Below are 23231 nucleotides of genomic sequence, written 5' to 3'. Positions count from 1 at the left end.
GGGCAAGACCACCGCGGTGAAGATCCTCTCCACCCTGATCACGCCGGACGACGGACGGGCCACCATCGCCGGTCACGACCTGGCCACCGAGGCCCGGGGCCGCGTACACCGTCAACGACCAACTGCTGGTCGCCACCGCCTTGACCATCGCGCGGTGGAACCAGGGACGGGGCGCCCCGCCCCGCCCGACACGGATCACCATGCCCGTGGACGATCGGCCGCGCGGGTCGGACATGCCCATCGGGAACGGCACCCGGCTGGTCGAAGTGCCCTTCACCCCGGCCGAGCTGGCGGCCGGTGAGCGCGCCGCCGCCGAAGGGGACCCGGACGCCGTCGGCGAGCTGCTGCGCCGCACCGCGGCCCGCACCCGTGCCCTCAAGGCCGCCACCGGACCGCAACTCGGTTACGGCGTCGCCGTGCTGACGGCCCCGGTACTGCCGGTGGCGTGGCGGGCCGCCGTGACCCGCGCCGTACGGCGGGCCGCGGCGCCGTGGACGTCGACGGTCCTGCTCAGCAATACGGGACGTACTCCGTACGCCCTCGACTTCGGCGAAGCGGGCCGGGCCGACGCCGTCTGGTTCTCGGCCCCCGCCCGGCTGCCCCGGGGCCTCAGCGTCACGGCGGCGTCCACCGCCGGGCGGCTGCATCTGGCGCTCCGCTGGTCGCGAGCGCTGCTGTCGGAGCGGGACGGTACGGAGTTGCTGGCACTGTTCGAGCGGTATCTGGCCGCGACGCAGCCCGCCCCGGCCGACGGCGGCGGGGCGACCGAGGGAGGTTCGCGATGACGACGACGGCACGGCCGGGGACGGCCCCGGGGACGGGCGGTACGGACGCCCGTCTCACGGAAACCGCCCCGGAGACCGGCGGTACGGACACCCGGCCCACCAAAACCACCCCCGGGCTGCGGGAGTTCTACGAGAACCCGGCCGTCCCCGTCGCGTCCGGGGACGCCCGCAGTCTGCGGCAGGCCCGGATGCTCGCCGCCGCGCTCGGACCGGCCGGCGAGCGGCCCGCCGTCGTCCTCGACGTCGGCTGCGGCGACGGTACGGCGGCGGCCACCGCGGCCCCGCTGCTCACCGGCCACCGGGTCATCGGCGTCGACTGGTCGCAGGACGCCCTGCGCCGGGCCCGGACCCGGCTCACCCACGTGGTACGCGGCGAACTCGACGCCGGGCGGCTGCCGTTCCGGTCGGGCGCGGCCGACGCCGTGCTGTTCAGTGAGGTGATCGAGCATCTGGTCGACCCGGACAGCGCCCTGGACGAACTCCGGCGGGTCCTGCGTCCCGGCGGCCATCTGATGCTCTCCACCCCCAATCTGGCCGCCTGGTACAACCGGGCCCTGCTGCTCGCCGGTGTGCAGCCGGTCTTCTCCGAGGTCAGCCTGCGCGGCATCCACGGCCGCCCGGGCCGTGAGGTCGTCGGCCATCTCCGGCTCTACACGGCCCGCGCGCTCCGCGAGTTCGTGGCCGCGTCCGGATTCGAGGTGGTCCGGGTCGCGGGCGCCCCCTTCCACGGCGTACCCCGCCCCCTGCGGCCCCTGGACCGGCTGGCGTGCGCGGCCCCCTCGCTCTCCTCGATCCTGCTGCTGCACGCGCGGAGGACATAGGTGTGGTGGGGGGTCGCCGCCGCACTCCTGGCGAACCTGCTCTACAGCACCGGATTCGTCCTGCAGAAACGCGCGCTCGGCCGGTTGCCCGCCGTCTCGGTCCGGCGGCCCGCCCGGCTGCTGCGACTGGTCGCCGGCAGCCCGCTGTGGACCGGTGGCGCCCTGGCGCTGGCCGCCGGGTTCGGGGCGCAGCTGATCGTCTACCGCACCCTGCCGATCGCCGCCGCGCAGGGCATCTTCGTCTCCGGCCTCGTACTGCTCCTGCTGCTGTCGGCCCGGCTGCTCGGCGAACGGATCCCGGGCCGGGAGCGGTACGCCACCGGGGCGATCCTGGCCGCCCTGGTGATGGTGGTCCTCTCCCTCTCCCGGACCGCCGACACCGTCGGCACGGGCGCTCCGGCGCGGCTGATCCTGCTGGTCTGCGTCCCGTCTCTGGCGGCCGGGACCTGGCTCTACGCGGTCGCCGAGCGCCGGGCCCTGAAGCGGCACCGGAAACCGACGACGGGGGTCGAGTACGGGGTCGCCCTGGGGCTGCTGTACGGGGTGAGCGGCCTGGCGATCAAGGGGGTGTCGGACCGGTCCGCCGGGCTGCTCGCCGACCCCGGCGGCGCGCTGGGCGCCGTACTGGGCTCCCCGTACCCCTATCTCCTGCTGTTCACGGGCGCGTTCGGACTGGTGATGTCGCAGGCGGCCCTCCAGCGCTGCCGGGTCTCCCTGATCGTCCCGGTGAGTACGACGGTGGCGAGCGTGTTCACGGCCGTCCTGGGTACGTTCGCGTTCGGTGAGGCGCTGCCCGACGATCCGCTGCGGCTGGCGCTCCGGGTCGCCGGAGCCATGCTGGCCGTAGCGGTCCTCCTCGCGATGCCGAAACACGACCCCCCGCCTCCCGACCGATCCGACACCCCGCCCAACGCCGCGCCCCCGAAGAACCCCGCCGAGGAGCTGACCGCCCGTGACCCCCGATGACCCGCTGCTGGCCGTCCTCGTCTGCCCGCTGGACAAGGGCCCGCTGCGGCTCGTGACTCCCGGCGCCGCCGGGGCCGTACCGGCCGGTGGCGCCCTGTACAACCCCCGGCTGCGGCGGCTCTATCCGATCGTGAACGGCGTTCCGCAACTGCGCCCGGTCTCCGGGGAGTCCGTCTCGGACGAGACGCACACCGTGCTGACCGGCCGGGAGGACCCCGGGTCGACCACCTCCGGCACGTGATCCCACAGCTCATAGCCGGCTCCCTCCTGCCGGGGCCGTGCCGTCCGGCCGGTCCCGGGCTGTGGAAGGACGCCGTCCGTGAAACGCGTCCGAAGGGGCCGTGCCTCGTGGAACACCGGTCTCACTTCGGGCCCGGACCCGAGCCTGGCGAAGACCCTGGGTGCGGTACCGGGATGTCCCGGGACTCGCCGGAGCCGCGAACGCCGCCGTCCGGGTGCTCGAACGGGAGCGAATGTCCCCGGACATCGTGGCGGTGGCGCTGAGCGTATGGTCCGTACGCGTCCACGGCACGAAGCGCCGGTGGCGACGGTGGGAGGCCGAGTTCACCTGCCCGTGCCGCGGCGAGGGGCGGGCTCGGGACAAGCTGCAGGAGGCCCTGTCCATGCTTCCGCCGAGGGCCGCGGGCGAGCTCCGGCAGCAGGTCGAGCGCCTCGACGCGGCACTCCTCCGGCGAACGCGTCACGAGCCGACCGCGGATTCCGGCCCGGCCTGGTGGCATCGCGGATGCTGACCACCCCGCGGTGGAGGCCGGGCCGGGACGACGCCGGGCACGACGCCTCGGCATCGCGCGGTCGCCCGCCCGGCGGAGGCGGCGCCGGGCGAGTGTCCGGCCAGTACCACACCTGATTCATGATGCCAATAGTTGTGTTCGCCGGTTCAACTGAAAGCCGTGCGGGACAATACGCTTCCGGGAACTACCGAGCGGATACGCCAAGGCGAGGGAGGGCCGCTGTGTCTTGGTCCGGGGAACGGGAGATCGTGGTCGGCGTGCCGGACGGGCACAGCGGCAACTCCGCCGCCGGGCGGTCCGGAGATGCCGGAGCCCGGAACACCGGCTCCGGCTCCGGCTCCGGCTCCGGCCACACGAACTAGCCCCGGTATCTCCCATGGCGCAGGCACCGAAACGCCGGGCACGGGGTCGGGAACCCGCTCCGGACGGTCCGTCGGTCACCGTGGCCGACACCGGCCGGGCGGAGGCCGCCGACGGCGCGACAGCCGTCACCGGATACCGCGGCCCCGCTCCCGGAGACCCCCGATGGCCCGGCACCGTGCGAGTGTCGGGCACCGGGGAGGCGATCGCCGGCGACGGCTCCACCGCCGTCAGCGGCACTTACCATCAGGTGAACATCGAGACGCTGACCGTGCAATACGGGGCGGGTGAGCCCGGTCGGCCCGTGACGCCGCCGTGGGTGGGCTCGTGGCCCCTCGCTCCGGGTCCGCCGCCGCCGTCCGGTGACATCGCCGATGCCGCGGAGTCGCTGGCCCGGGAGATCGGATACCGCTGGCGGCGCGAGGAGGAACACCGCCGCGTCCACGACCCGTTTCCGCTTCCCGTGCGGTACGGACCCGCTCCAGCTGATCTGATGGACCGGCCGGAGAACATTCAGCGCCTGCGGCCGGGCGTCCCGCCCGGGGATCTGAGCCTGGACGGCGAGTTGTCCGGCATCCTGGACACCTACCGGAGTATCCCGTCCCGCAGGCTCGTCGTACTGGGCCGGGCCGGTTCGGGAAAGTCGGTTCTGGCCATCAGGTTCGTCCTCGGTCTTCTCGCGGACACCGCATCCGCGCACCGCGTACCCGTGATCTTCAGCATCGGGTCCTGGGACCCGACCACGACCGCCTTGCGCGATCTGCTGATCGACCGCCTTCTGCGGGACCACCCCCATCTGGCCCGTCGGGCCCCGGACGGCAGGACGTCGGCCGCCCGGCTGGTCGACGCCGAACTGATTCTGCCGGTCCTGGACGGCTTCGACGAACTGGCGGAAGCCCTGCGCGAACCGGCGCTCCGGGCGCTGAACGCCACATCCGCAGCCATGGTTCTGACCAGCCGCCGGGACGAGTACGCCCGGGCGGTCGGCAAGGCCCGCACACCCTTGGTATGGGCGGCCTGTATCGAACTCACCGACTTGGCCGTCGACGATCTCGCCGCGTACCTTCCCCGTACCGATCGGTCGGCCGCCCGCTCCGGCACATCCGGTGACGCCCGGGTATGGGATGCCGTTCTGGACCGGCTACGCGCCCGGGACACCCCGGCGAGCACCCGGGTCGGCGGAGTCCTCGGCGTCCCTCTGATGGTCGCTCTGGCCCGGACCGTGTACAGCGACGCCCCGGGGCGGGATCCGTCGGAGCTGTTCGACGACGCGCGCTTCCCCACCGAGCGGCACCTCGAGGAACATCTGCTGGCGGCCTTCGTCCCCACGGTCTACCGGCACCGCGCTCACGAGCAGGCCGGCCCGGATCGTGAACGGCGGAACCGGGACCCTGACCGTGCCCTGCGCTGGCTCGGGTATCTCGCGTCCGGCCTGACTCACGACGGACATCTCCGGCAGGACCTCGCCTGGTGGCGGCTCGTCGAATGCGTTCGCCTGTCGACGCGCCTTCTGCATACCGCGATCATCGCCGCGCTCTGTGTGTTCACGGCCACCTGCGTCGTGGGAAGCGTCGGAACCTTCGGACGCGGCGCGGGATTCGACCCGGGGGCCAGGCTGCTGGTACAGGCCGCGTTGGCGGGCCTGCTCGCCGGTGTCGCCTTCGGCCTGGTGCACTGCGCACTGGCCCTGACCGGCCGGTCGGCGGCCCTCCCGGCCCGAGTGAGACTCGGCCTGTCCGCCACGGTCCGCCGGGGCGGACGCGCACCGGCTCGTGAAGTCCTCACCCGCGCCGGAGCCGGGCTGCTCGGCGGCGCGGTCCTGGGAATCGGCTACTCCGGGGCTGATCTCCTTGTCCGCGCCCTGGACGGTAATTTCCCGGACGCGGGGCTGCTCAGGATCGTGACCGGCAACATGCTCTTCTTCGGGCTGATCTTCGGCCTGACCTTTAGCTGCGCCTTCGGGCTCCTCACGCTCCTCGAAGCACCCATGAATACCGCCTCCGCGGTTGCGCCGGTCCAACTGCTCTCCGTCAACCGGGAAACCGCGATCCGGCAGTTCTTCGTACTCGCCCCGGCCATCACCCTCGGATGTACCTTCGGCGGATATCTCTCTCTCCACCTGGTCCAGCGGCTGGTGAGCTGGAATTTCATCTGGCCACCGCATGTCGCTCTGCAACTCGGGGCGATCGGTGGACTGGGCGGCTCGGCGGCAGCCGTGCTCGCTTTCACCGCGTGGGGGCAGTGGCTGACGCTGGCCCGCTTCTGGCTGCCGCTGACGAACAGACTGCCCTGGGACGTCGTCGCCTTCCTCGAAGACGCCTACGACCGAGGCGTGCTCCGCCATGCCGGCGCCGTCTACCAGTTCCGCCATGTTCGACTACAGCGACAACTCGCCGGGTCCTACGGCGACGCCCGCCGCGAACGGCCCACAACGGACGAGCCGTCCGAGGCAGCGGCGGCGGACCCCCGCGACCCGGACGGCGGACCACGGTGAAGAGCCGGAGGGTACGGGTACTCCTTCGTGGAGCCGTCGGCCATTCCGGTCAGGACCCCGGGCAGGCCTCCGGATCCAGGTCGGGACGGCCCGGCGGATCATCGCGGCCGATCAAGCGGGCCAGGTTGTCCCGGTACATGGCCTCCCACCCCTTCTGGTCCGCCAAGATGTCTCGCACCGCCGAGCACACCTCCTTCTTCAGACCCGACTGCCCGGAGAGCATCGCCACGCCGTACTTCTCGACACCGTCGATATTGGGCAGCTTTCGCACCTTGCCCTTGTTCTTCTCGATGTAGCCCGCGAGGATCGCGTCGTCCGAGGCGATCGCGTAGACGGACGACTTCTCGTCCAGCAGCATCTCCAGACAGCGCTGATAGGACGCGGGGGGCGACTGCATCATGGTGTAGCCGAGCTTCGGCAGATCCCCCCAGTACGTCGATTTACGGGCGGTACAGACCTCGACCCGCTGGCTGATCAGATCGCTGGCGTCCTTGATCACATACCTTTTCGACTTCATACGCACCAGGAAGGACCGGCCCGCCGTGTAGTACGGACCGACGAAGTCGATCTCCTCGTCCTCCCTCATGGTGTACGAGGCGACGACGAGATGGACCACCTTGTTCTTCAGCTCGCTGTCCCGGTTCTGGGTGTCGACCGGGACCAGCTCGACGTCGTCGCGGTCCGTGTAGCCCAGCTTCGCGGCGACCTTGTAGGCCATGTCGACGTCATAGCCCGCGTAGGTGTCCTTCTTGCCCTTGACCCGTTCACTCAGGCCCGGCTGGTCGTCCTTGATACCGATCCGCAGCCTGGGGTTCTTCGTCTTCCACGGCGGCGCCTGGGCGCTGTCGCCCCGGCTGCCGGAGCCGGCGACGCCGCTCTTCTTGTCCTTCTCGTCCGAGCCGGTGCCGTCCGCCACCAGCCAGCCGACGGTGGCCAGCAGGACCACGCTCAGAGTCGCCGCCACGATCACCTTCGCCTTCTTGCCGAAGGCGGGACGCCGGGGCTCGTCCACGACTTCACCCCGTACCGGCGGTGCCACGGGGTCGGGGCGTACCGGCGCCGGTTCCGGTTCGGACGCCGGTACCGATACCGGCTGGCGCGCCGTGGCCCCGTCCGGGGCCGGGCTCAGCGGGTCGTACAGCACCTCGTCCAGCATGAACTCGGCCGTGGCGGCGTCCAGGCGCTCGCGGGGGTCCGGGCGCAGCAGCCCCTGGATCACCGGTGCGAGGGGACCGGCGAACCGGATCACCGGGTCGGACGATGCCAGGATGTCCTGCTGGACCTCCCAGACCTCCCGGCCGCGGAAGGGGCGGCGGCCCTCGACCATCTCGTAGAGCGTGATGCCGAGCGCCCACAGGTCGGAGGCGGGGGTGGGTCCCGGGGTGCCGGGGGCGAAGAGTTCGGGTGCCAGGTAGGGGGCCGTACCGATGACGCTGCCGGAGCTGGTCAGCGGGGTTGCGCCCTCGAACGTCGCGATCCCGAAGTCCACCAGGATCACCAGCCCGTCGTCCCGGACCAGCACATTGCCCGGCTTCACGTCGCGGTGGACGACCGACGCCGCGTGCACCGCCCGCAGGCCGTGGAGGATCTGACGGGCGATATCGGCCGCCTTCGGCACGGAGAGCGTCTTCTGGTTCGTCAGCAGACCCGCGAGGGATTGCCCGTCGAGCAGCTTCATCACGATCCAGACCTGGTCGTCGGTCTCGACCTGGTCGTGGACCGTCACCACGTTGGGGTGCTCGATCCTGGCGATCGCCTCCGCCTCCCGGCGGGCCCGCTGCATCGCGGCGGCCTGGGTGTCGGCGGTCAAAGCGCTGCGGTCGAGCAGCCCCTTCACCGCGACGGACCGGTTGAGCCGCCGGTCGTGGGCCCGCCACACCTCGCCCATGCCGCCGCTGCCGACCGGCTCCAGCAGCTCGTAGCGGCCCTCGATCACCATATTCCGGCGACCGGACTCGGCCCTGTCTCTCCCTGGCATCTGCCCCCCTCACGACCCGAACCAGGCAACAGTAGATGGTTGGTTGGGCGGACGCAGTAAAAGGGGAGGAAGCCCGCCCGTGAGGACCCCCCGCGACCGCCCGGCACGCCGCCCGCCGCTCCCCCGCCGTTCCGGCCACCGGCGGTGCGGCGAGCACCGCACCCAGGGTCCTTGACCATTCAACATCTGACGTTGCGCCCCGGTTCACGCCTCGGACACGAGCGGCCTCGAAGCTCGGTCGCGCCGGGTCGTTCCGTGACCGGGCGCCGAATGCATGGTGATCACCGGAGGTCAATGATGGTCGAGCGTCGCGAACTGCTCGGAATGGCCGGCGCGGCCGTCGGAGCGGGAGTGCTGGGCACGGGCACGGCCGAGGCCGCCCCTCGGGACGGGCGGAAGCACGGCGGGCCCCGGCACCGGAAGCTCACGGTCATGCAGTTCAACATCTGGCTCGGCGGCAGCCGGGTGGCGGGCGGCCGGGCGGGGATCGCCGACACCATCGCCGCCGTCGAACCGGACGTGGTGATGCTCAGCGAGTCGAATCCCCGGCGGGTGGCCGATCTCCTGGCCGATCTCGCCGAACGGGGGCTGGCCTACTTCGACAACAGGAACCCCGTCGACCCGGCGGTGATCTCGCGGTATCCGATCATCGAGCACGCTTCGTTCCCGTACTGGTCGAAGGCGGTCGTCTCGGTCGACGGCACCGAGGTCGCGGCCTACTCCGGGCATCTGGAGTACCGCTATTACGTCAACTACCTGCCGCGCGGCTACGGCGGCGGCACCCCGTCGCCCCTGGAGACCTCCGAATACGGCTGGGGCGAGATCCCGGCGGGCCCGATCACCGATGTCGAGCTGATCGCACGGCTCAACGCGGCCTCGGGACGTACGAAGGTGACGCGGACGGTCCTCGCGGACGCGGCGAAGGAGCGGGCCAAGGGGCGGCTGACCCTGCTGGCCGGTGATTTCAACGAGCCCTCGCACCGGGACTGGAACCACCGGACCCGGAACCTGTTCGACCACAACGGCGCCGTCGTCCCGTGGTCGACCACGAGGGCGATCGAGGAGGCCGGGTTCCGTGACAGCTACCGCGTGATCAACCCGGACCCCGTCCGCAGGCCGGGCTTCACCTGGCCGAGCGACAACCCGGGCGCCGACGTCGGTCAGCTCACCTGGGCGCCGAAGGCCGACGAGCGGGACCGGATCGACTTCGTCTTCTACCATCCGGACCGGCGGATCAAGCTGCTCGACAGTGTGATCGTCGGCCCGGCCCGCACCATCGTGCGCAACGAGCGGGTGCGGGAGCCGGGCCGGGACAGGTTCTGGGAGCCCACCTGGACCTGGCCGACCGACCACAAGGCAGTCCTCAGCACTTTCCGGCTGACCACGCGCTGAGCGGACCGCTCTCCCTGCCGAGCGGTCCCGCCGGTCTTCGGGGAACCCCCGGCGCCTCGCGGACGAAGCGCCGGGGCCGTCGCAGAGGTGCGGGGTGGGCGTCAGCGCTTCCAGACGGTCGCGCGCCAGGTCGTCGCGTTACCGGCGCCGTCCGTGCCGACGGCGAATCCGGCGACCACCCCGGCGTCGTTGATCATGAACGCCGCGCCGTACCGGCCGAGGGGCGTCGGCGGCAGCCGGACGACGGTACCGTCCGGCTTCCACAGGAGCGCCGTGTCCAGTGCGGGGTTGCCGGCGGGCGGCCACGCGTACCCGACGGCCGTCCCGCGGTTGTTGATCCCCAGCACTTCCCCGGCCGCCTCCACCGGATTGTCGAGCACCGTCCGGGTGCCGTCCGCGTTCCAGCGGGCCGTGTCCCCGAACTGGTTGTCGTCCAGGGAAGCGCCTACGGCGGTGCCCGCACGGTTGACGCCGTAGCCGCGACCGCGACCGGCGTCGCGGACGGCGCCGTCGGGCGCCCACACCAGGACCCGGTCGTACGCCGTGCTCCCGGCCAGCCGCCCGTGCCCGAAGACCCACCCGTTCTCGGTTATCCGGTTCGTCCGGGCCCCGTCGAACCCGGCCGGGAGGGGCAGCGCGCTGACGGCTCCCGCCGCGTTCCAGCGCACGGGGTGCGCCGGGCCGCCGGCGCCTTCGCGCTTCTCGGTCCATCCGACGGCCGTACCCGCGTTGTTGACCGATACCGCCGTACCGCTGTCGTCGCCGGGCAGCACGGGCAGGTCGGTTCTGCCGCCGTCGGACCGCCAGCGCAGCGGATGGGTGCGGTTGTTCGCCCAGGCCGCGTCGCCGACCACGACCCCGGAGTTGTTGACGGCCGCCGCGTTGCCGCCGACGGCCCCGTCGGGCAGCGCCAGCCGGGTCGGGGTGGCACCCGGTGTCCAGCGGACCGGGTTGGTGTTGGGCGCGGTGTGGTACGACACCCCGGCCGCCCAGCCCCGGTCGCTGACCGATGTCGCACGGCTGAACTTGTCACCGGCCGGCGGCGCCAGGGGGGTGTAGCCGGGGCGGTCGGCGTTCCACCGGATACCGAGCGGCCCGTCGGAGCCCTCCACGTAGTACTCGCCGACGATGGTGCCGCTTCGGTTCAGCCCCTTGACGAAGCTGTGGAGCCCTCCCTGCGGAAGCGGGAGCAGCCGCGAGGCCGGCGACTGCTCCGCCGGCTCGGCCACCGCCACGGGCGCCGAACCCAGCAGGAGCAGGGCCGTTGCCGACGCGGCGGCCAGGGTCGCGGATCGGGACACATGCAAGCGGGTCATCGGAGACTCCTGATCTCTTCGATGGACATGGGGGGTGCGACTGCATGGGCGTTTCGTCTGTTCCAGGCCGGCGGGGATCCCGCGCGGCCGGTCAAGTTTCCGCCCCCGGAGCCCCGTTGGCAGCTCGAACCACAGAACGGCCGGATTCGTACACCCGTTCACTTCCCTCCGCTCTCCCGGAGCCCGCCGCGCCCACCCCTCCCCGGGAACGGGCACGCCCCCGGCGACCGTGCCCCAGCAGCCCTTCCGACCTCACGACCACCGTGGGACCGATACCGGGCCCACGCCCTCGCCCGTCGGTACGCGGCAGCAGGACGACGGCACCTTCCGGCCACTCGTCCCGGTCCCGAGCCCCGGCCCTGATACTGGTGCCCCTCGGACTGCCGGACGGACCGGCGGCCGTGCCGCACAAGGAGCACCTGTGACCTTCGTCCCCGAGATATGGAGACGTGAACTGGCCGGCGCCTTCGAGGTGCTGCTGGGCAAGCCACTCGATGAGTTCCCCGCCGAGGCCGAGTACGTCCTTTACCACTGGGACGACATGAGGTCGTCCGAGATGGTCGAGGAGTTCATCGACGGCGAGGTGGACTTGAGCGCCGTCGTACGCGGGGAACCGATCGACGGCGACCGCTACGACGACGGTGACGCCCCGTTCGGATGGACCACATGGTCCCTTGATCTCGGCCGGTCGGTCTGGCTCTTCGAGGAGAGCGCCTTCGGCGCCGACGGGCCGTTCGGCGAACCGCTCGGTACGGCACTGGCGGCGGCCTCGGCCCCGGCCGACGGGCCGGAACGGGAGTTGTCCGGCGCCGACTTCGCCCGTGCGCTGGCAGCGCACGGCGAGGACCTGGACGAGGTCGACGGCGATGAGCTGACCGGTCTGGGGCCGGTGGTACGGATCGCCACCGACGGCACGCTGTTCGACGCGATGCGTACCGCCACCTGGACCACGGGCGGCCCTGACGACCTCATCCCGTTCCTCCAGGACGCCTATGAGATCGAGGTGGAACCCGAGTGGGAGGAGAAACTGCGCCGGATCCCGGACCACCGGCTCCGCGACCACCTTCGGATGCTCTGCCTCTCCGCACAATCGGCCCGCTCCGACGGCGGTTACTACCTCGGCCCCCGGGAAAGCCCCGCCGGCTTCCGGTGGATGACCGCCCGGCCCGGCCACGAGGCGATCACCGGATGGGAGTTCGGCGAGGGGCAGGGGTTCTCGGCGATCGTGGCGATCACCTGAGGGACACCGGGCCGGCCCTCGGCCGCAGGCTCCTCGACGAACCCGGGGCGTACCCCGAATGGGCGTACTCCCCGGACTTTCGAGTGATGCGCCCGCTCCCCGCCCCTAGCCTGGCCGAACAGGGCGACAGGGCACGGGGAGGGCCGGGTGACTCGACCGAACGCGGGAGCCGTCGACCAGGCGGCGCTGTGGTCGGCCGCGCTCGCCGCGGTGATCAGCCTGTCGATGGGCGAAGGCCGCTACGACTGGCTGAGCTTCGCCCTGGGAGCGGCGCTCGCCCTCCAGATCGCCGCCTTCTACCGCCCCGCACCGCACGCCCCGGACAAATGGTGGGACCGCTGCTCGGCCGCGGGCAGTTTCGGCGCGGTGAGCGGCCTGGTCGCCGCGATACTCCTGGCCTGGCCGGTCCAAGCGGCGATCGGAACCCCGCGCCGGTGCCGCGCGGCCGGAGTCGACACCGACGACTGCGCCGGGGCGGTGGCGTACCCGTGGCTGGGCGTGGTGTGGCTGACGGCCGCGGTCGCCCTCTCCGGCTGGCACTGGTCGAAGATGGTCCTCCGGCCCGCACCGCGACAGACGTGAGCACACCGCCCTCGCTCCGGCCTCGCGGCCACGACGGCCTCCGCCGGGACTCGGAGGCCGTACGCCGTAGGCCCGCGCGGTCGAGGAAGCGGAGATACGTCTCGGTCCGGTCCGCCGACCGGACCCAGGTGTTCACGATCTCGGTCCGCGGTGACTCCAGCGCGTCCGGGTGCCGGGCGAGTTCGGCCGCACCGGCCGGGCCGAGGTATGCGGTCCCGTCGCCGCGGTGGAAGAACCAGCGGGCGCCCTCCCGGCCGGTGAACCCGGGGTGCGGCGGTCGACCGGCTCGAATACAAGCAGCGGGACGTCCTCCCCCAGGCAGACCCCGGCGGTCCGTGCCCCGCCGCGCCCACAGCCGTCCCCGGCCTGCCCGCTCCGGGGCGATCCGGACTTCCGGCAACCTGGCCGGGCCCCGGTGGCGGGATCCGGCCGTGGGCCGAGGCGGGGCGGACCGGTCAGAAGAGCACGCGGTAGGTGTTCCAGCCCCCGGTGCCGATCTTGACCTTGGGCTTGAACGGGGCCCTGGCGCTGCCGGTGCCCGAGTAGCGGTACAGGGCACCGGCCTTGTCACGGGCGATGATGTCGTTCTTCCCGTCGAGGTCGAGGTCGGCGACGCCCGCCAGGTAGGTGAAGGTGTTCCAGCCGCCGCCGATCTTGATACGGGCGTTGAACGGCTTCTTGTAGTCACCACTGCCGGGGTGGAGCCACAGAACGCCGGACTTGTCGGTGGTGACGATGTCGGCGCGGCCGTCGCCGGTCAGGTCGCCATAGCCGGAGATATGGCTGTAGATGTTCCAGCCGGTGCCGATGAGGGTGCGCCCGGTCAGCTTGCCGTCGCTGTGGCCGAGATAGAGCCAGAGCTTCCCGGAACCGTCGCGGGCGATCAGGTCGGCGCTCGCGGCGCCCCCCAGACTGCCCGGCGAGATCACCTTGTTGTAGATGTTCCAGCCGCCGCCGATGTAGACATAGGGCGCCTCGCTGGAGATGTAGAACAGTTCGCCGTAGACGGACCAGAGCCACGCGTCGTCGGCGTTCGCGTCGCCGTCGTTGTTCACCTGGGCGGCGTTCCGGTAGTAGTCCCAGTCCCGGTCCCAGAAGGCCCGCGGACCGTAGCCGCCACGGCCGTCGGGCCGGTACTCGTAGAGCGTGGCACCGGAGATCCCGTACAGGTACCGGTGCTCGACGGTCGGGGCACTCGCCGTGGAGGCGCTCCGCGCGGCCGGAGCCTGCGCGGCAGGGCGCGACTCGGCAAGCCTGGAGGCCGCCTCACGGGCCTTCGACGCGTTCCCCGGCGCGTCGGCCGCGACGGCGTCGGTGCCCGTCGCGACGAGGGCGGCCGCGACGGCCGCGACGGTGAATCGAGACAGCGCACCCGTGTGGCCGAGAGCAGTCGTTGCCATGAAATGCCGCTCCGAAAAGGTCGGGAGTGAACGTTCCCCCTTGGAAGGTTCACCGCGGCTGCCATCCTTGCCATGCACATTGCGGCGGTCAACTCGCTGGTGATTGTTGGCGGAAACAGCGGGCTGTCGGCTCAGCGCCGGGCAGCGGGGAACCAATCGGCCCTTCGGAATTCGGCGAATCCGGCGGTCGGCGGCAGCTCGGCAGTGGCCCCGGCGAACTCGCTCGACCGCTGGGACGGTCACCCGATTCGTATGATCTCGTGGTGAGGATCTGGACGGAGCACCCGGCCAAGGCGGACTTCGAAGCTGTCGTTCGGCGTTACTTCCACCTGCTCCGGGCCGGGAGGATCCCCGAGGCCGAACAGCTCATCGAGCACTACCCGGTCCGTCATGTGCTCAAGTCGCTGTACGACGAGTCCGCCGCGGCGGACTCCGACGGGGACGAGGCGACCGACAGCCCTGCCGCCGACGCGTGGGAGCGGGATCTGTCCTGGCTGGGCGAACTGAGTCCCGCGGACTTCCACTGGGGTCTCACCGACAGCAATGTCTACGTCGAGATCGTCTATCGCGGACGGATCATCGAGGTGGCACTGGGCTTCAGGGTCAAGTCCACCGACGCCGGATGGGTCGTCGCGGGACCGGCCACGTACTGGTAGGACACGCGAAGTCCGCATGGAGCCGGGAGATCGACCGGCCCGCAGCACGAGTACGAGAAGACCGAGGACGAGCTCGACGACCCCCGTGGTGCCCTGTCCGGACGCCGGGGCCGCGCGGGCTCCCGGGTCGTCGGGGTCCATGGACCCGGACGGCAGCCGTGGGTGCGGGTACCGCGGTCCCCTCGCGGCGATCCGGTTCCCGCCACCGCATTAATCTGGTTTCCGCCACGGCCCCGGTAGGAGACGGGCCCGGCGCAGGGAACCACGGGGGGATTCACTCGAATGACCGATCAGCAGGACAGCCACGCCCAGGCGGAGGCCGCGCGCGATCAGCTGCTCCGCGAGATGCGGCGGATCAGGGAGACCGCCCAGCTCAGCTTCGGGCGGCTCGCCCACCGTACGCACTACAGCCGGTCGTCGTGGGAACGCTTCCTCAACGGGAAGCAGTTGCCGACCCGGGTGGCCGTCGAACAGCTCGCCGCCGTCACGGGGGACGACCCGGAGCCGCTGCTCGCCCTGCTGAAGCGGGCGACCGACGCCCCCGCCGGTGACGCCCCGGCCGACGGGACTCCCGTCGACGCGCGCTCCCCCGGTGCGACCGCGGCGCCCGGGTCCGATCCGGCACCCTCCGGCGGTGCCGCCGCCGGAGAACCCACCGAGGCCGAACCGGGCCGGGCCGGGCGGGCGCGCTTCCCCGCGATCCCGCCGATGTGGCGGCGGCGGCTCACCGCGGTCGGCTATGTCGCGCTCGGCACGATCCTGGGTTCGGTCGCCACCGCCCTGCTCGTCTCCAACTCGATGAACGGGAACACGCTCTCCGACACCCCCGGCGGCCGGGACTCCGCGGCGAGCGGCTCACCCCGCATGGAGCTCAAGGAGAAGGTCATCCGGATCGGGTGCAGATCCGACACCTGCCTGCGCCACGACCCACAGGCGAAGGACTGCCAGTGGGACGCGACCACCACCCAGGCGACCTGGCTGCGGGGGATGCACATCCAACTCCGCTACAGCGCCGCCTGCCAGTCGGTCTGGGGGCGGATCGAGGGCGGCACGGTCGGCGACCGTGTGATCATCAAGGACGCCCGGGGCGAGGAGCTGGACGCGACGATCCGGTTCGAGAACGACACCTACACCCGGATGCTCGCCGTCTCCCCCGAGGCGCCGCTCGCCACGATGACGGTCTGCGGGGCCATCCCCCGGCAGCGGGAGATGGCGTGCGCCGAGACGAAGACGGTGAAGGCGACGGGAGCGGAGAGCACCGGCGCGAAGCCGCGGGGCGGGCCGGGCGCCGGAACCGCGCCCGCGACCGGGAGCAGCGGAGCGGGGAACAAGGGGGCGGAGTCCACGCGGGGGCCGGATCGGGCGGCACCCGTCCTGCCGTGAGGCGTGGCCGCGGGTCGGCCGGGCCCGGCGGCCACGGCGTGGAGCCATGGGCGGCGCGGTGACCGGGCGCGGAGCCCGCGTCCGTACGGCCGTCGGCTCCGGGACCCCGTCCGCTCCGGAACTGTCCCGCCGCTCCCGGGTCATCGGTGTCCCACCGTGCCCACGGGCCGTCACGGGACGTCCCTGGGACGCTTTATGACCGCTGTGAGCTGCGGTTTCCCCTAGGTTCAAGGGAGATCGGATCCCGCGGACCCCGCCGCGGTGATCGCCCGCAGCCGGTGCGCCGGAGCCATGGCCGACGTGCCCCGGCGACCTGACCGGCGCGCGGGAGGCCCCAGTGACAAGGAGCTGCACGGTGGACGACGCCCTGCCACCCACGACCCCGCCCCGGCACGGCAGCCGGGACTTCCGCGATGTGCTGACGGCACGCACGAGCCGCCGGAACATCGTGCTCGGGGCGACGATCGCCGCGGCACACCTCGCACTCGCCCCGGGCGCGGCGGTCGCGCGGCCCGCCGGGCGTCGGCTCAGCGCCTCGTTCCGCCCCGTACCCGTCAGTGCCGCCGACCGGATCGTCGTACCGGCCGGTCACCGCGCCGAGGTGCTCGCCCCCTGGGGGGCGCCGCTGCTCCCGGACGGTCCTCGGTGGCGGCCGGACGGCGGTGGTTCGGCCGCAGACCAGGCACGGCAGATCGGATCCCACCACAGCGGGCTGCGCTACCTGCCGCTGGCCGGGGGCGCGGACGGGGACCGGCGCGGGATGCTGGTGATCCACCACGAGTCGGTGGACCCCGTCCTGCTCCACCGCCGGGAGCCCGGGGGCGGCCGGGCGGTCACCGCCGCGCGGGTCGCCAAGGGGCTCGCGGCCCAGGGCGTCACCGCGATCGAGGTACGCCGGGGCCGCGACGGGACCTGGCATCCGGTCGGCTCGCCCCGTAACGCGCGGCTCACCGGAACCACTCCCGTGGTCTTCAGCGGCCCTCTCGCCACCGGGCACCCGGCGCTGGAGGGCACGGCGGAGCCCGTCGGCACCCTGGGCAACAGCGGTCACGGGGCGACGCCGTGGGGGACCCATCTCGTCTGTGAGGAGAACACCAGCGGCTGGTTCGGTACCGACGATCCGGGTTGGCGGCCCACCGCCACCCAGCGCCGGTACGGGCTCGGCGCACTCGACCACGGTCACGGCTGGCACCGGGCCGACCCCCGGTTCGACCTGGCCCGCTCGCCCCGCGAGCCGCACCGCTTCGGCTGGATCGTGGAGGTCGACCCGCTCGCGCTGAACGGTCCCACGCCGGTCAAGCGGACCGCGCTGGGGCGGTTCGGCCACTCCGCCGCCGCGGTCGGCGAGACCCGGGACGGGCGGGTCACCGTACACAGCGGGGACGACCAGGACGGCGGCTATCTCTACCGCTTCGTCGGCGACCGGCCCTGGCGGCGGGAGCGGGCCGGGGGCCGCAGCCCGCTCGACCACGGGGTGCTCCAGGTGGCCCGGTTCGACGAGGACGGCACCGGCCGCTGGCTGCCGCTGGTCCACGGCCGTGGCACGCTCACCGAGGCGCACGGCTGGGCGGACCAGGCCGATATCGTGCTGCGGGCCCGGGAGGCGGCGGACGCCCTCGGGGCCACCCGGATGGACCGGCCGCAGCAGATGGCCGTCGACCCGCGGACCGGTGAGGTGTTCGCCGCGCTGGCGAACAGCGCCGGTGGCTTCGGTGGCGCCGCCGGTTCCCGGGACGCCAATCCGTACGGGCACATCATCCGCCTGCGGGACGACCCGGACGGCGGGACCGGGCTGCGGTGGGACGTCTTCGTCCTCGGCGGCGACCCCGCGCACGACCCGTCGGTGCGGCTGGACGCGTCGAACGCGTTCGGCTCGCCCAAGGGCCTCCATCTCGACCCGGCCGGACTGCTCTGGATCGGCACCGGCGTCTCGCCGCACTCCCAGCACCTGGCGGCGCGCGGGCACGAGAACCTCGGGAACAACGCCCTGCTGGTCGCCGACCCGGCGACCGGGGTGATCCGGCGGTTCCTGACCGCGCCGCGCGGCGCGGAGGTGACCGGGGTGAGCGGCACCCCCGACGGGCGCGCCCTGTTCGTCAACATCCAGCACCCGGGCTCCGCCACGACGGCCTGGGGAGCACCCACGCCCGCCGACCCCCGAGCCGTCAGCGGCTGGCCCGACCACCGGCCGGACGGCCGGCCGCGATCGGCCACGATCGCGGTGCGCCGCGACGACGGAGGCGTGATCGGCGGCTGAGCCCCGCCCGATCCCTCCCGCCCAGGCATCCCCGGCAGACCTTCCCACGGAGAAAAACGCCCATGGTCCAGATCGTCAGACGCGAAGAGTGGGGCGCCGTCCCGCGCAAGACGCCCGAGACACGTTCCTTCACCCCCTGGCTCGGGGGATTCGCCGTCCACCACCTCGGAAAGGGACTGAAGCTCCAGAGCCGTCACGACGACTGCTACGGCCATGTCCGCGACATCCAGCGGCAGCAGATGGCCGAAGCGCTCCCGTGGCCCCTCCCCGGACACGGCAAGGAGGTGTACGACGACATCTCGTACAACTACCTCGTCTGCAACCACGGAATCGTCTTCGAGGGCCGGGGACCCACCCTGCGGTCCGCGGCCAACAGCACGACGCCGGGCGCCAACCAGAACAACTTCGCCATCTGCGGAATGATCGGGCTGGACGACACGGTCCACGGCGAGATGGTGGCCGCGATCCGGGAGCTGATCGCCTGGCTCCAGGCGCGCTTCGACGGCGGCCCCACGATCAAGGGGCATATGGACTTCACCAGTACCGAGTGCCCCGGGAAGCTCTACCCGTATGTGCAGCGGGGCGACTTCCACCAGATCGGTACGCCCGAGGAGACCCCGCCGCCGCCAAAGCCGAGCCGGCCGCTCTTCGCCTACACCCGTGCCCAGTGGGGTGCCCGTCCGCCCAAGGAGGTGACACGGGTTCCCATGTCCTCCCGGACGGGTTTCACCGTCCACTACTCGGCGGGCGCGGCCACCCAGACCGTCCGGCAGATCCAGAACTACCACATGGACTCCCGCGGCTGGTCGGACATCGGATACAACTTCCTGGTGGACCGGGACGGCCGGATCTTCGAGGGCCGTGGCTGGGACGTCGTCGGCGCGCACGCCACCGGCCACAACAGCGCGCATATCGGGGTCTGCTTCATCGGGGAGGACGGCGACGCCACCCCGCGGGCGCTCTCCGCGATCCGGGCGCTGTACGAGGCGGCCAACGCGGGGGCCGGCCGGACCCTGGACCGGACCTGGCACGGCGGGCTCTCGGGGCAGTCGACCCAGTGCCCCGGGGCCGGGCTGCGGGCCTGGGTCCAGGGCGGGATGACGGCGACGACCCTGCCGGTGCACGGGGGCACGGGATCGATCGGCGGCTCCGGCGGCGGTACGGGCAGCAGTGGCGGGATGACCTCGGTACGTTCCATCGCCGCACAGCAACAGGCCGTCAACGGCCTCGGCCACACCCCCGCCCTCGTCGTCGACGGCCTCTGGGGACCCGCCACCGCCGCCGGAGTCCGCTGGCTCCAGGCCCGGGTCGGCGTCGGCGCCGACGGCCTCTGGGGACCCGCCACCGAAGCCGCGTACGCGGGGAACGTCGGCGGCGGTACGGGCGGTGGCGGTGGGATGACCTCGGTACGCTCCATCGCCGCCCAGCAACAGGCCGTCAACGGCCTCGGCCACACCCCCGCCCTCGCGGTCGACGGCGCCTGGGGACCCGACACCGCCGCCGGAGTCCGCTGGCTCCAGACCCGGGTCGGCGTCGGCGCCGACGGCCTCTGGGGACCCGCCACCGAAGCCGCGTACGCCGGTGTCGTGGACAACGGCGCTGGGCTCACGGTCGACGGAGGCTTCGGCCCGGCGACCATCAGGGCGACCCAGCGGGTCATCGGGGTGACCGTGGACGGGGCGTGGGGCCCGAACTCGGTCCGCGGCCTCCAGCGCCATCTGAACGCCTGGAGCGGCGCCGGACTGGTCGTCGACGGGGCCGCTGGCCCCGGGACGTACCGGGCGCTCCAGACCCACCTCAACCGGATGACCGGTGCCGGGCTGACGGTGGACGGCGCGTGGGGCCCCGCCACGATCCGGGCTCTCCAGACGGCCCTGAACCGGGGCCAGTTCTAGGGAGTACCGCCACCGCGGTTCCGGCAGGCTCCGGGGCGCGCGGTGGACCGCCGGACGGCGCGGCCAGGGGACGGGGGTCTCGGGCCGCGCCTTCCGGTGCGGGGGCGCACTCCGGGTGGCGGGGCGGACCCGGGCCCCGGCGGCGGACCGCCGGTGTTCGAGCGGCCTCGCCGTCCAGCCCGCCGCTGGAAGGCACCGCCGGACCTCGTGGTCCCCGAAGGGTCCCCAGAACAACCAAAAGGCGGTACCGGATTCCTCCGATACCGCCTGCGACCTGCGAAAACGCTGGTCGGGACGACAGGATTTGAACCTGCGACCCCTTGACCCCCAGAAGTGCGAGTCACCTGGATTTGGAGAGCACCTTGGATTCTCGGGCCGGTCAGGCTCCCCGTCGGCCGCTCCTTGGCGATACGGGTTCAGCGGCGCAGGGAGATCTCCTGATCCAGGCGTGACAACTTTTCGGGGTTGCGCACGAAGTACAGCCCGGTGATCAGGCTGTCTTCGGTCCGAACCGTCACAACGCCCTCGACCCGGCCGCCGATCCGCATGATCAGTGCCGGGTGCCCATTGATCTGCGCCGACTGCACCGCTGTGGTGCCTGCGATCCTGCCCAGCCCCGCCGCCAGCAGGGCTGCGACCGAACCGGCGCCGACGACGGGCTCCAGCGCGGCCGGGACGACTCCGCCGCCATCGCTCAGGAATACGACGTCCGGCGCGAGTTGGTCCAGCAGGCCCCGCAGATCACCGGTTTCGACCGCGCGTCGGAACGCCAGCAGCGCGGCGCGGTTCTCGGCTCGGGAGACGGATACCCGCGGGCGCCGCGCGGCAACATGGTTGCGGGCCCGGTGTGCGATCTGCCGGACCGTGACCGGGGTCTTGTCGACGGTCTCGGCGATCTCGTCGTAGTCCAGGCCGAACACCTCCCGCAGCACGAACACCGCGCGCTCGGTGGGCGTCAGCGTCTCCATCACCAACAGCATCGCCATCGAGACACCCTCGGCCAGTTCGACGTCCTCGGCCACATCGGGCGCGGTCAGCAGTGGTTCGGGCAGCCAGGGGCCGACGTAGGTCTCCTTGCGCCGACGAAGCGAACGCAGCCGCATCAGCGCCTGCCGGGTGACGACTCGGATCAGATACGCGCGCGGATCGCGCACGACGCCTTGATCCACCCCCATCCACCGCATCCAGGTCTCCTGCAGGACGTCCTCGGCGTCAGCCGCCGAGCCGAGCATCTCGTAGGCGACGGTGAACAACAGGTTCCGGTGGGCCACGAAGGTCTCGGTGGGGTGATCAACGCGGTTGCCGTCCGCGATCGGTTCGGTCCTCTGCGTGGACCCGTCCCTGCGTTCACTCATCGCTGGCTCCCGCCCGTTCTGGATCTTCCTCGTGCCGCACACAAGATGCCGGCCACCCCGACTCCGTGACATTCGATTTCAGTGACATGGGTCACACAAGCGTCGGTGTCACGACTCCGGGGCCACCGGCATCTCCTGTTCGACCTCAGCCTGACGACGACGCACACGGAGCACACCATGACCGCTCGTTTGAACCTGCTCGACAACCCGGACGCACCCGCGGCCAAGGCCGCCGGCCACTTCGGCACCGCGAGTAGGACGATCCTCCAGAACTCGACTCTGCCTGCCGCGCTCCGGAAGCTGGTACTGCTGCGGACCAGCCAGATCAACGGCGACGGCTACGCCACCGATGTGTGGGCCAAGAACGCCGCGGCCGCCGGAGAGAGCGCCACCCGCATTCACCTGGTCGCCGCCTGGCACGAGTCCACGGTCTTCACGGACTCCGAACGCGCGGCGCTGGCGCTCACCGAGCAGGGCACCCGCATCGCCGACGCGGCCGGCGGCGTCGACGACGAGGCCTGGATCAACGCCGCCAAGCACTTCGACCGGGACCAGATGGCCGATCTGGTGATGCTCATCGCCCTGATGAACGCGACCAACCGCATGAGCGTCCTGGTCCGGCAGCGCGGCGGCGACTACGAGCCCGGCCGCCTCGGCTAGCCGGTGTCCACGATCCGCAATACGCCGCGTGAAGGATCCGCGCGGCGCCCAGACCCACGAGGCAAGGACGAACACTATGGAACCCCGATTCGATCTGCTGGCCAACGACCTCGGCGCCAAGATCGCCAAGCGGATCTACAACGTCGCCCTGGCGATCGTCGAATCGCCGCTGCCACAGGCCACCCAGAACCTGGTGATGCTGCGTGCCAGCCAGATCAACGGCTGCGGCTTCTGCGTCGACTACCACGCCAAGGACGCCACGGCCGCGGGCGAGACCGCGGTCCGCCTCAGCCTGGTGGCCGCCTGGCACGAGTCCACGGTCTTCACCGACTCCGAACGCGCGGCGCTGGCGCTCACCGAGCAGGGCACCCGCATCGCCGACGCCCACCAAGCGGTGTCGGATGAGACCTGGGCCGAGGTACGCGAACATTACAACGACGCCCAGATCTCCGCGCTGGTCTCACTGATCGCCATGATCAACGCCAACAACCGGCTCAACGTGATCGTGCGCAACCCCGGAGGCTCCTACCAGCCCGGCCAGTTCGCCGACATGGCCGACTGACCAGCAAGCCGACCACCGCCCGGCGCGGGATCACCCACCCCGGGCCGGCATGAAGTGCCCTTCCACACTGCAACCGCATGTGGCGTTCGTGGCCTCGGCGTCGGCCATGGCAGCGGCAAGCTCTCCCATGGCGCAAACAGGCTGACCGCCAGGCCACATGCGGTTGCGGTGTTAACGGCTGTCCCGTAATCCCCGGCGGGCGCCCGACGACCGCTACGGCACTCCCCCTGGGCCTGGCGGCCCGGGAAGCACCGCATCTGACGCCGTGCGCTGATCCACCGGGGATTACGGGACAGCCCTTACTGATCTTTTCGTAAGTTCGGTGGGTGTGGTGGGTGTGTGGGTGGGAGGCTGTCGGGGTGGCTTATCAACCTTCC

The 23231-nt window shown here is 72.0% G+C and carries 18 protein-coding genes and 1 pseudogene; 15 read left to right on the top strand and 4 right to left on the bottom strand.

Features of this window, described 5'->3' with window-relative positions; translation table 11 throughout:
* Positions 1-83: 83 nt before the first annotated feature.
* From ABZ714_RS32905 to ABZ714_RS32880, 6 genes and pseudogenes are all read left to right on the top strand, one after another.
* Positions 84-785: pseudogene (locus ABZ714_RS32905) on the top strand (condensation protein); the annotation flags it as partial.
* Positions 782-1606: a methyltransferase domain-containing protein gene (locus ABZ714_RS32900; protein WP_358829034.1), complete on the top strand. Its 825-nt coding sequence runs from the start codon at positions 782-784 to the stop codon at positions 1604-1606. The pseudogene ABZ714_RS32905 and the gene ABZ714_RS32900, both read left to right, overlap by 4 nt.
* A complete protein-coding gene (locus ABZ714_RS32895; protein ID WP_358829033.1) occupies positions 1607-2572 on the top strand; it encodes a hypothetical protein in 966 nt (321 codons plus the stop codon).
* Entirely contained in the window at positions 2559-2813 is a 255-nt protein-coding gene (locus ABZ714_RS32890) for a Trm112 family protein (RefSeq protein ID WP_358829032.1), read from the top strand. The genes ABZ714_RS32895 and ABZ714_RS32890 overlap by 14 nt, the downstream gene beginning before the upstream one ends.
* A 732-nt stretch (positions 2814-3545) precedes the next feature.
* Positions 3546-3686 (top strand): hypothetical protein, encoded by a 141-nt coding sequence (locus tag ABZ714_RS32885; protein ID WP_358829031.1) that lies wholly within the window; start codon positions 3546-3548, stop codon positions 3684-3686.
* Between the two features lie 80 nt (positions 3687-3766).
* On the top strand, positions 3767-6178 hold the full coding sequence (locus tag ABZ714_RS32880) for an NACHT domain-containing protein (protein WP_358829030.1): 2412 nt from the start codon (positions 3767-3769) through the stop codon (positions 6176-6178).
* 49 nt (positions 6179-6227) lie between these two features.
* Here the strand turns inward: ABZ714_RS32880 and ABZ714_RS32875 are convergent, their stop codons facing one another.
* Entirely contained in the window at positions 6228-8156 is a 1929-nt protein-coding gene (locus tag ABZ714_RS32875; RefSeq protein WP_358829029.1) for a serine/threonine-protein kinase, read from the bottom strand.
* Positions 8157-8450: 294 nt separating this feature from the next.
* Here ABZ714_RS32875 and ABZ714_RS32870 point away from each other — a divergent pair, with 294 nt between their 5' ends.
* Positions 8451-9548, top strand: coding sequence for an endonuclease/exonuclease/phosphatase family protein (locus ABZ714_RS32870; protein ID WP_358829028.1), 1098 nt, complete (start codon positions 8451-8453; stop codon positions 9546-9548).
* A 101-nt stretch (positions 9549-9649) separates the two neighbouring features.
* Here the strand turns inward: ABZ714_RS32870 and ABZ714_RS32865 are convergent, their stop codons facing one another.
* The gene (locus ABZ714_RS32865) at positions 9650-10864 is read right to left on the bottom strand and encodes a hypothetical protein (protein ID WP_358829027.1); all 1215 of its coding nucleotides are present in this window, start codon (positions 10862-10864) and stop codon (positions 9650-9652) included.
* A gap of 421 nt (positions 10865-11285) precedes the next feature.
* Here ABZ714_RS32865 and ABZ714_RS32860 point away from each other — a divergent pair, with 421 nt between their 5' ends.
* A complete protein-coding gene (locus ABZ714_RS32860; RefSeq protein WP_358829026.1) occupies positions 11286-12104 on the top strand; it encodes a hypothetical protein in 819 nt (272 codons plus the stop codon).
* Between the two features lie 147 nt (positions 12105-12251).
* On the top strand, positions 12252-12686 hold the full coding sequence (locus tag ABZ714_RS32855; RefSeq protein WP_358829025.1) for a hypothetical protein: 435 nt from the start codon (positions 12252-12254) through the stop codon (positions 12684-12686).
* A 455-nt stretch (positions 12687-13141) separates the two neighbouring features.
* On the opposite strand, the gene ABZ714_RS32850 is transcribed toward ABZ714_RS32855, so the two are convergent.
* Positions 13142-14086 carry a VCBS repeat-containing protein gene (locus ABZ714_RS32850; protein WP_358829024.1) on the bottom strand — a complete coding sequence of 315 codons (945 nt, stop codon included), beginning with the start codon at positions 14084-14086 and terminating at the stop codon, positions 13142-13144.
* Between the two features lie 263 nt (positions 14087-14349).
* Between ABZ714_RS32850 and ABZ714_RS32845 the strand changes: the two genes are divergently transcribed.
* The 4 genes from ABZ714_RS32845 to ABZ714_RS32830 all read left to right on the top strand — a co-directional run bounded on the left by ABZ714_RS32845 (position 14350) and on the right by ABZ714_RS32830 (position 20277).
* Positions 14350-14742 carry a hypothetical protein gene (locus tag ABZ714_RS32845; RefSeq protein ID WP_358829023.1) on the top strand — a complete coding sequence of 131 codons (393 nt, stop codon included), beginning with the start codon at positions 14350-14352 and terminating at the stop codon, positions 14740-14742.
* 282 nt (positions 14743-15024) lie between these two features.
* Complete coding sequence (locus ABZ714_RS32840) at positions 15025-16125, top strand: DUF2690 domain-containing protein (protein ID WP_358829022.1); 1101 nt, start codon at positions 15025-15027, stop codon at positions 16123-16125.
* Between the two features lie 355 nt (positions 16126-16480).
* Complete coding sequence (locus ABZ714_RS32835; protein WP_358829021.1) at positions 16481-18382, top strand: PhoX family phosphatase; 1902 nt, start codon at positions 16481-16483, stop codon at positions 18380-18382.
* A 62-nt stretch (positions 18383-18444) separates the two neighbouring features.
* Positions 18445-20277 carry an N-acetylmuramoyl-L-alanine amidase gene (locus tag ABZ714_RS32830; RefSeq protein ID WP_358829020.1) on the top strand — a complete coding sequence of 611 codons (1833 nt, stop codon included), beginning with the start codon at positions 18445-18447 and terminating at the stop codon, positions 20275-20277.
* A gap of 416 nt (positions 20278-20693) precedes the next feature.
* Here ABZ714_RS32830 and ABZ714_RS32825 read toward each other — a convergent pair whose 3' ends face one another.
* Positions 20694-21632: an RNA polymerase sigma-70 factor gene (locus ABZ714_RS32825; protein ID WP_358829019.1), complete on the bottom strand. Its 939-nt coding sequence runs from the start codon at positions 21630-21632 to the stop codon at positions 20694-20696.
* A gap of 177 nt (positions 21633-21809) precedes the next feature.
* On the opposite strand from ABZ714_RS32825, the gene ABZ714_RS32820 reads away from it, so the two are divergent.
* Together ABZ714_RS32820 and ABZ714_RS32815 are read left to right on the top strand one after the other, a co-directional pair.
* Positions 21810-22292 (top strand): carboxymuconolactone decarboxylase family protein, encoded by a 483-nt coding sequence (locus ABZ714_RS32820; RefSeq protein ID WP_358829018.1) that lies wholly within the window; start codon positions 21810-21812, stop codon positions 22290-22292.
* A gap of 76 nt (positions 22293-22368) precedes the next feature.
* Complete coding sequence (locus tag ABZ714_RS32815; protein WP_358829017.1) at positions 22369-22854, top strand: carboxymuconolactone decarboxylase family protein; 486 nt, start codon at positions 22369-22371, stop codon at positions 22852-22854.
* Positions 22855-23231 lie beyond the last annotated feature (377 nt).

The sequence above is a fragment of the Streptomyces sp. NPDC006798 genome (genome assembly GCF_040635975.1).
Lineage (GTDB): Bacteria > Actinomycetota > Actinomycetes > Streptomycetales > Streptomycetaceae > Streptomyces.
This window is presented reverse-complemented; position numbering and strand designations above follow the sequence as displayed.

Excerpts from the sequence above, each read along its gene's own strand:
- ABZ714_RS32870 (WP_358829028.1), top strand. The coding sequence starts at position 8,451 with ATGATGGTCGAGCGTCGCGAACTGCTCGGAATGGCCGGCGCGGCCGTC.
- ABZ714_RS32825 (WP_358829019.1), bottom strand. The coding sequence starts at position 21,632 with ATGAGTGAACGCAGGGACGGGTCCACGCAGAGGACCGAACCGATCGCG.
- ABZ714_RS32820 (WP_358829018.1), top strand. The coding sequence starts at position 21,810 with ATGACCGCTCGTTTGAACCTGCTCGACAACCCGGACGCACCCGCGGCC.
- ABZ714_RS32900 (WP_358829034.1), top strand. The coding sequence starts at position 782 with ATGACGACGACGGCACGGCCGGGGACGGCCCCGGGGACGGGCGGTACG.
- ABZ714_RS32840 (WP_358829022.1), top strand. The coding sequence starts at position 15,025 with ATGACCGATCAGCAGGACAGCCACGCCCAGGCGGAGGCCGCGCGCGAT.
- ABZ714_RS32815 (WP_358829017.1), top strand. The coding sequence starts at position 22,369 with ATGGAACCCCGATTCGATCTGCTGGCCAACGACCTCGGCGCCAAGATC.
- ABZ714_RS32865 (WP_358829027.1), bottom strand. The coding sequence starts at position 10,864 with ATGACCCGCTTGCATGTGTCCCGATCCGCGACCCTGGCCGCCGCGTCG.
- ABZ714_RS32875 (WP_358829029.1), bottom strand. The coding sequence starts at position 8,156 with ATGCCAGGGAGAGACAGGGCCGAGTCCGGTCGCCGGAATATGGTGATC.
- ABZ714_RS32830 (WP_358829020.1), top strand. The coding sequence starts at position 18,445 with ATGGTCCAGATCGTCAGACGCGAAGAGTGGGGCGCCGTCCCGCGCAAG.
- ABZ714_RS32850 (WP_358829024.1), bottom strand. The coding sequence starts at position 14,086 with ATGGCAACGACTGCTCTCGGCCACACGGGTGCGCTGTCTCGATTCACC.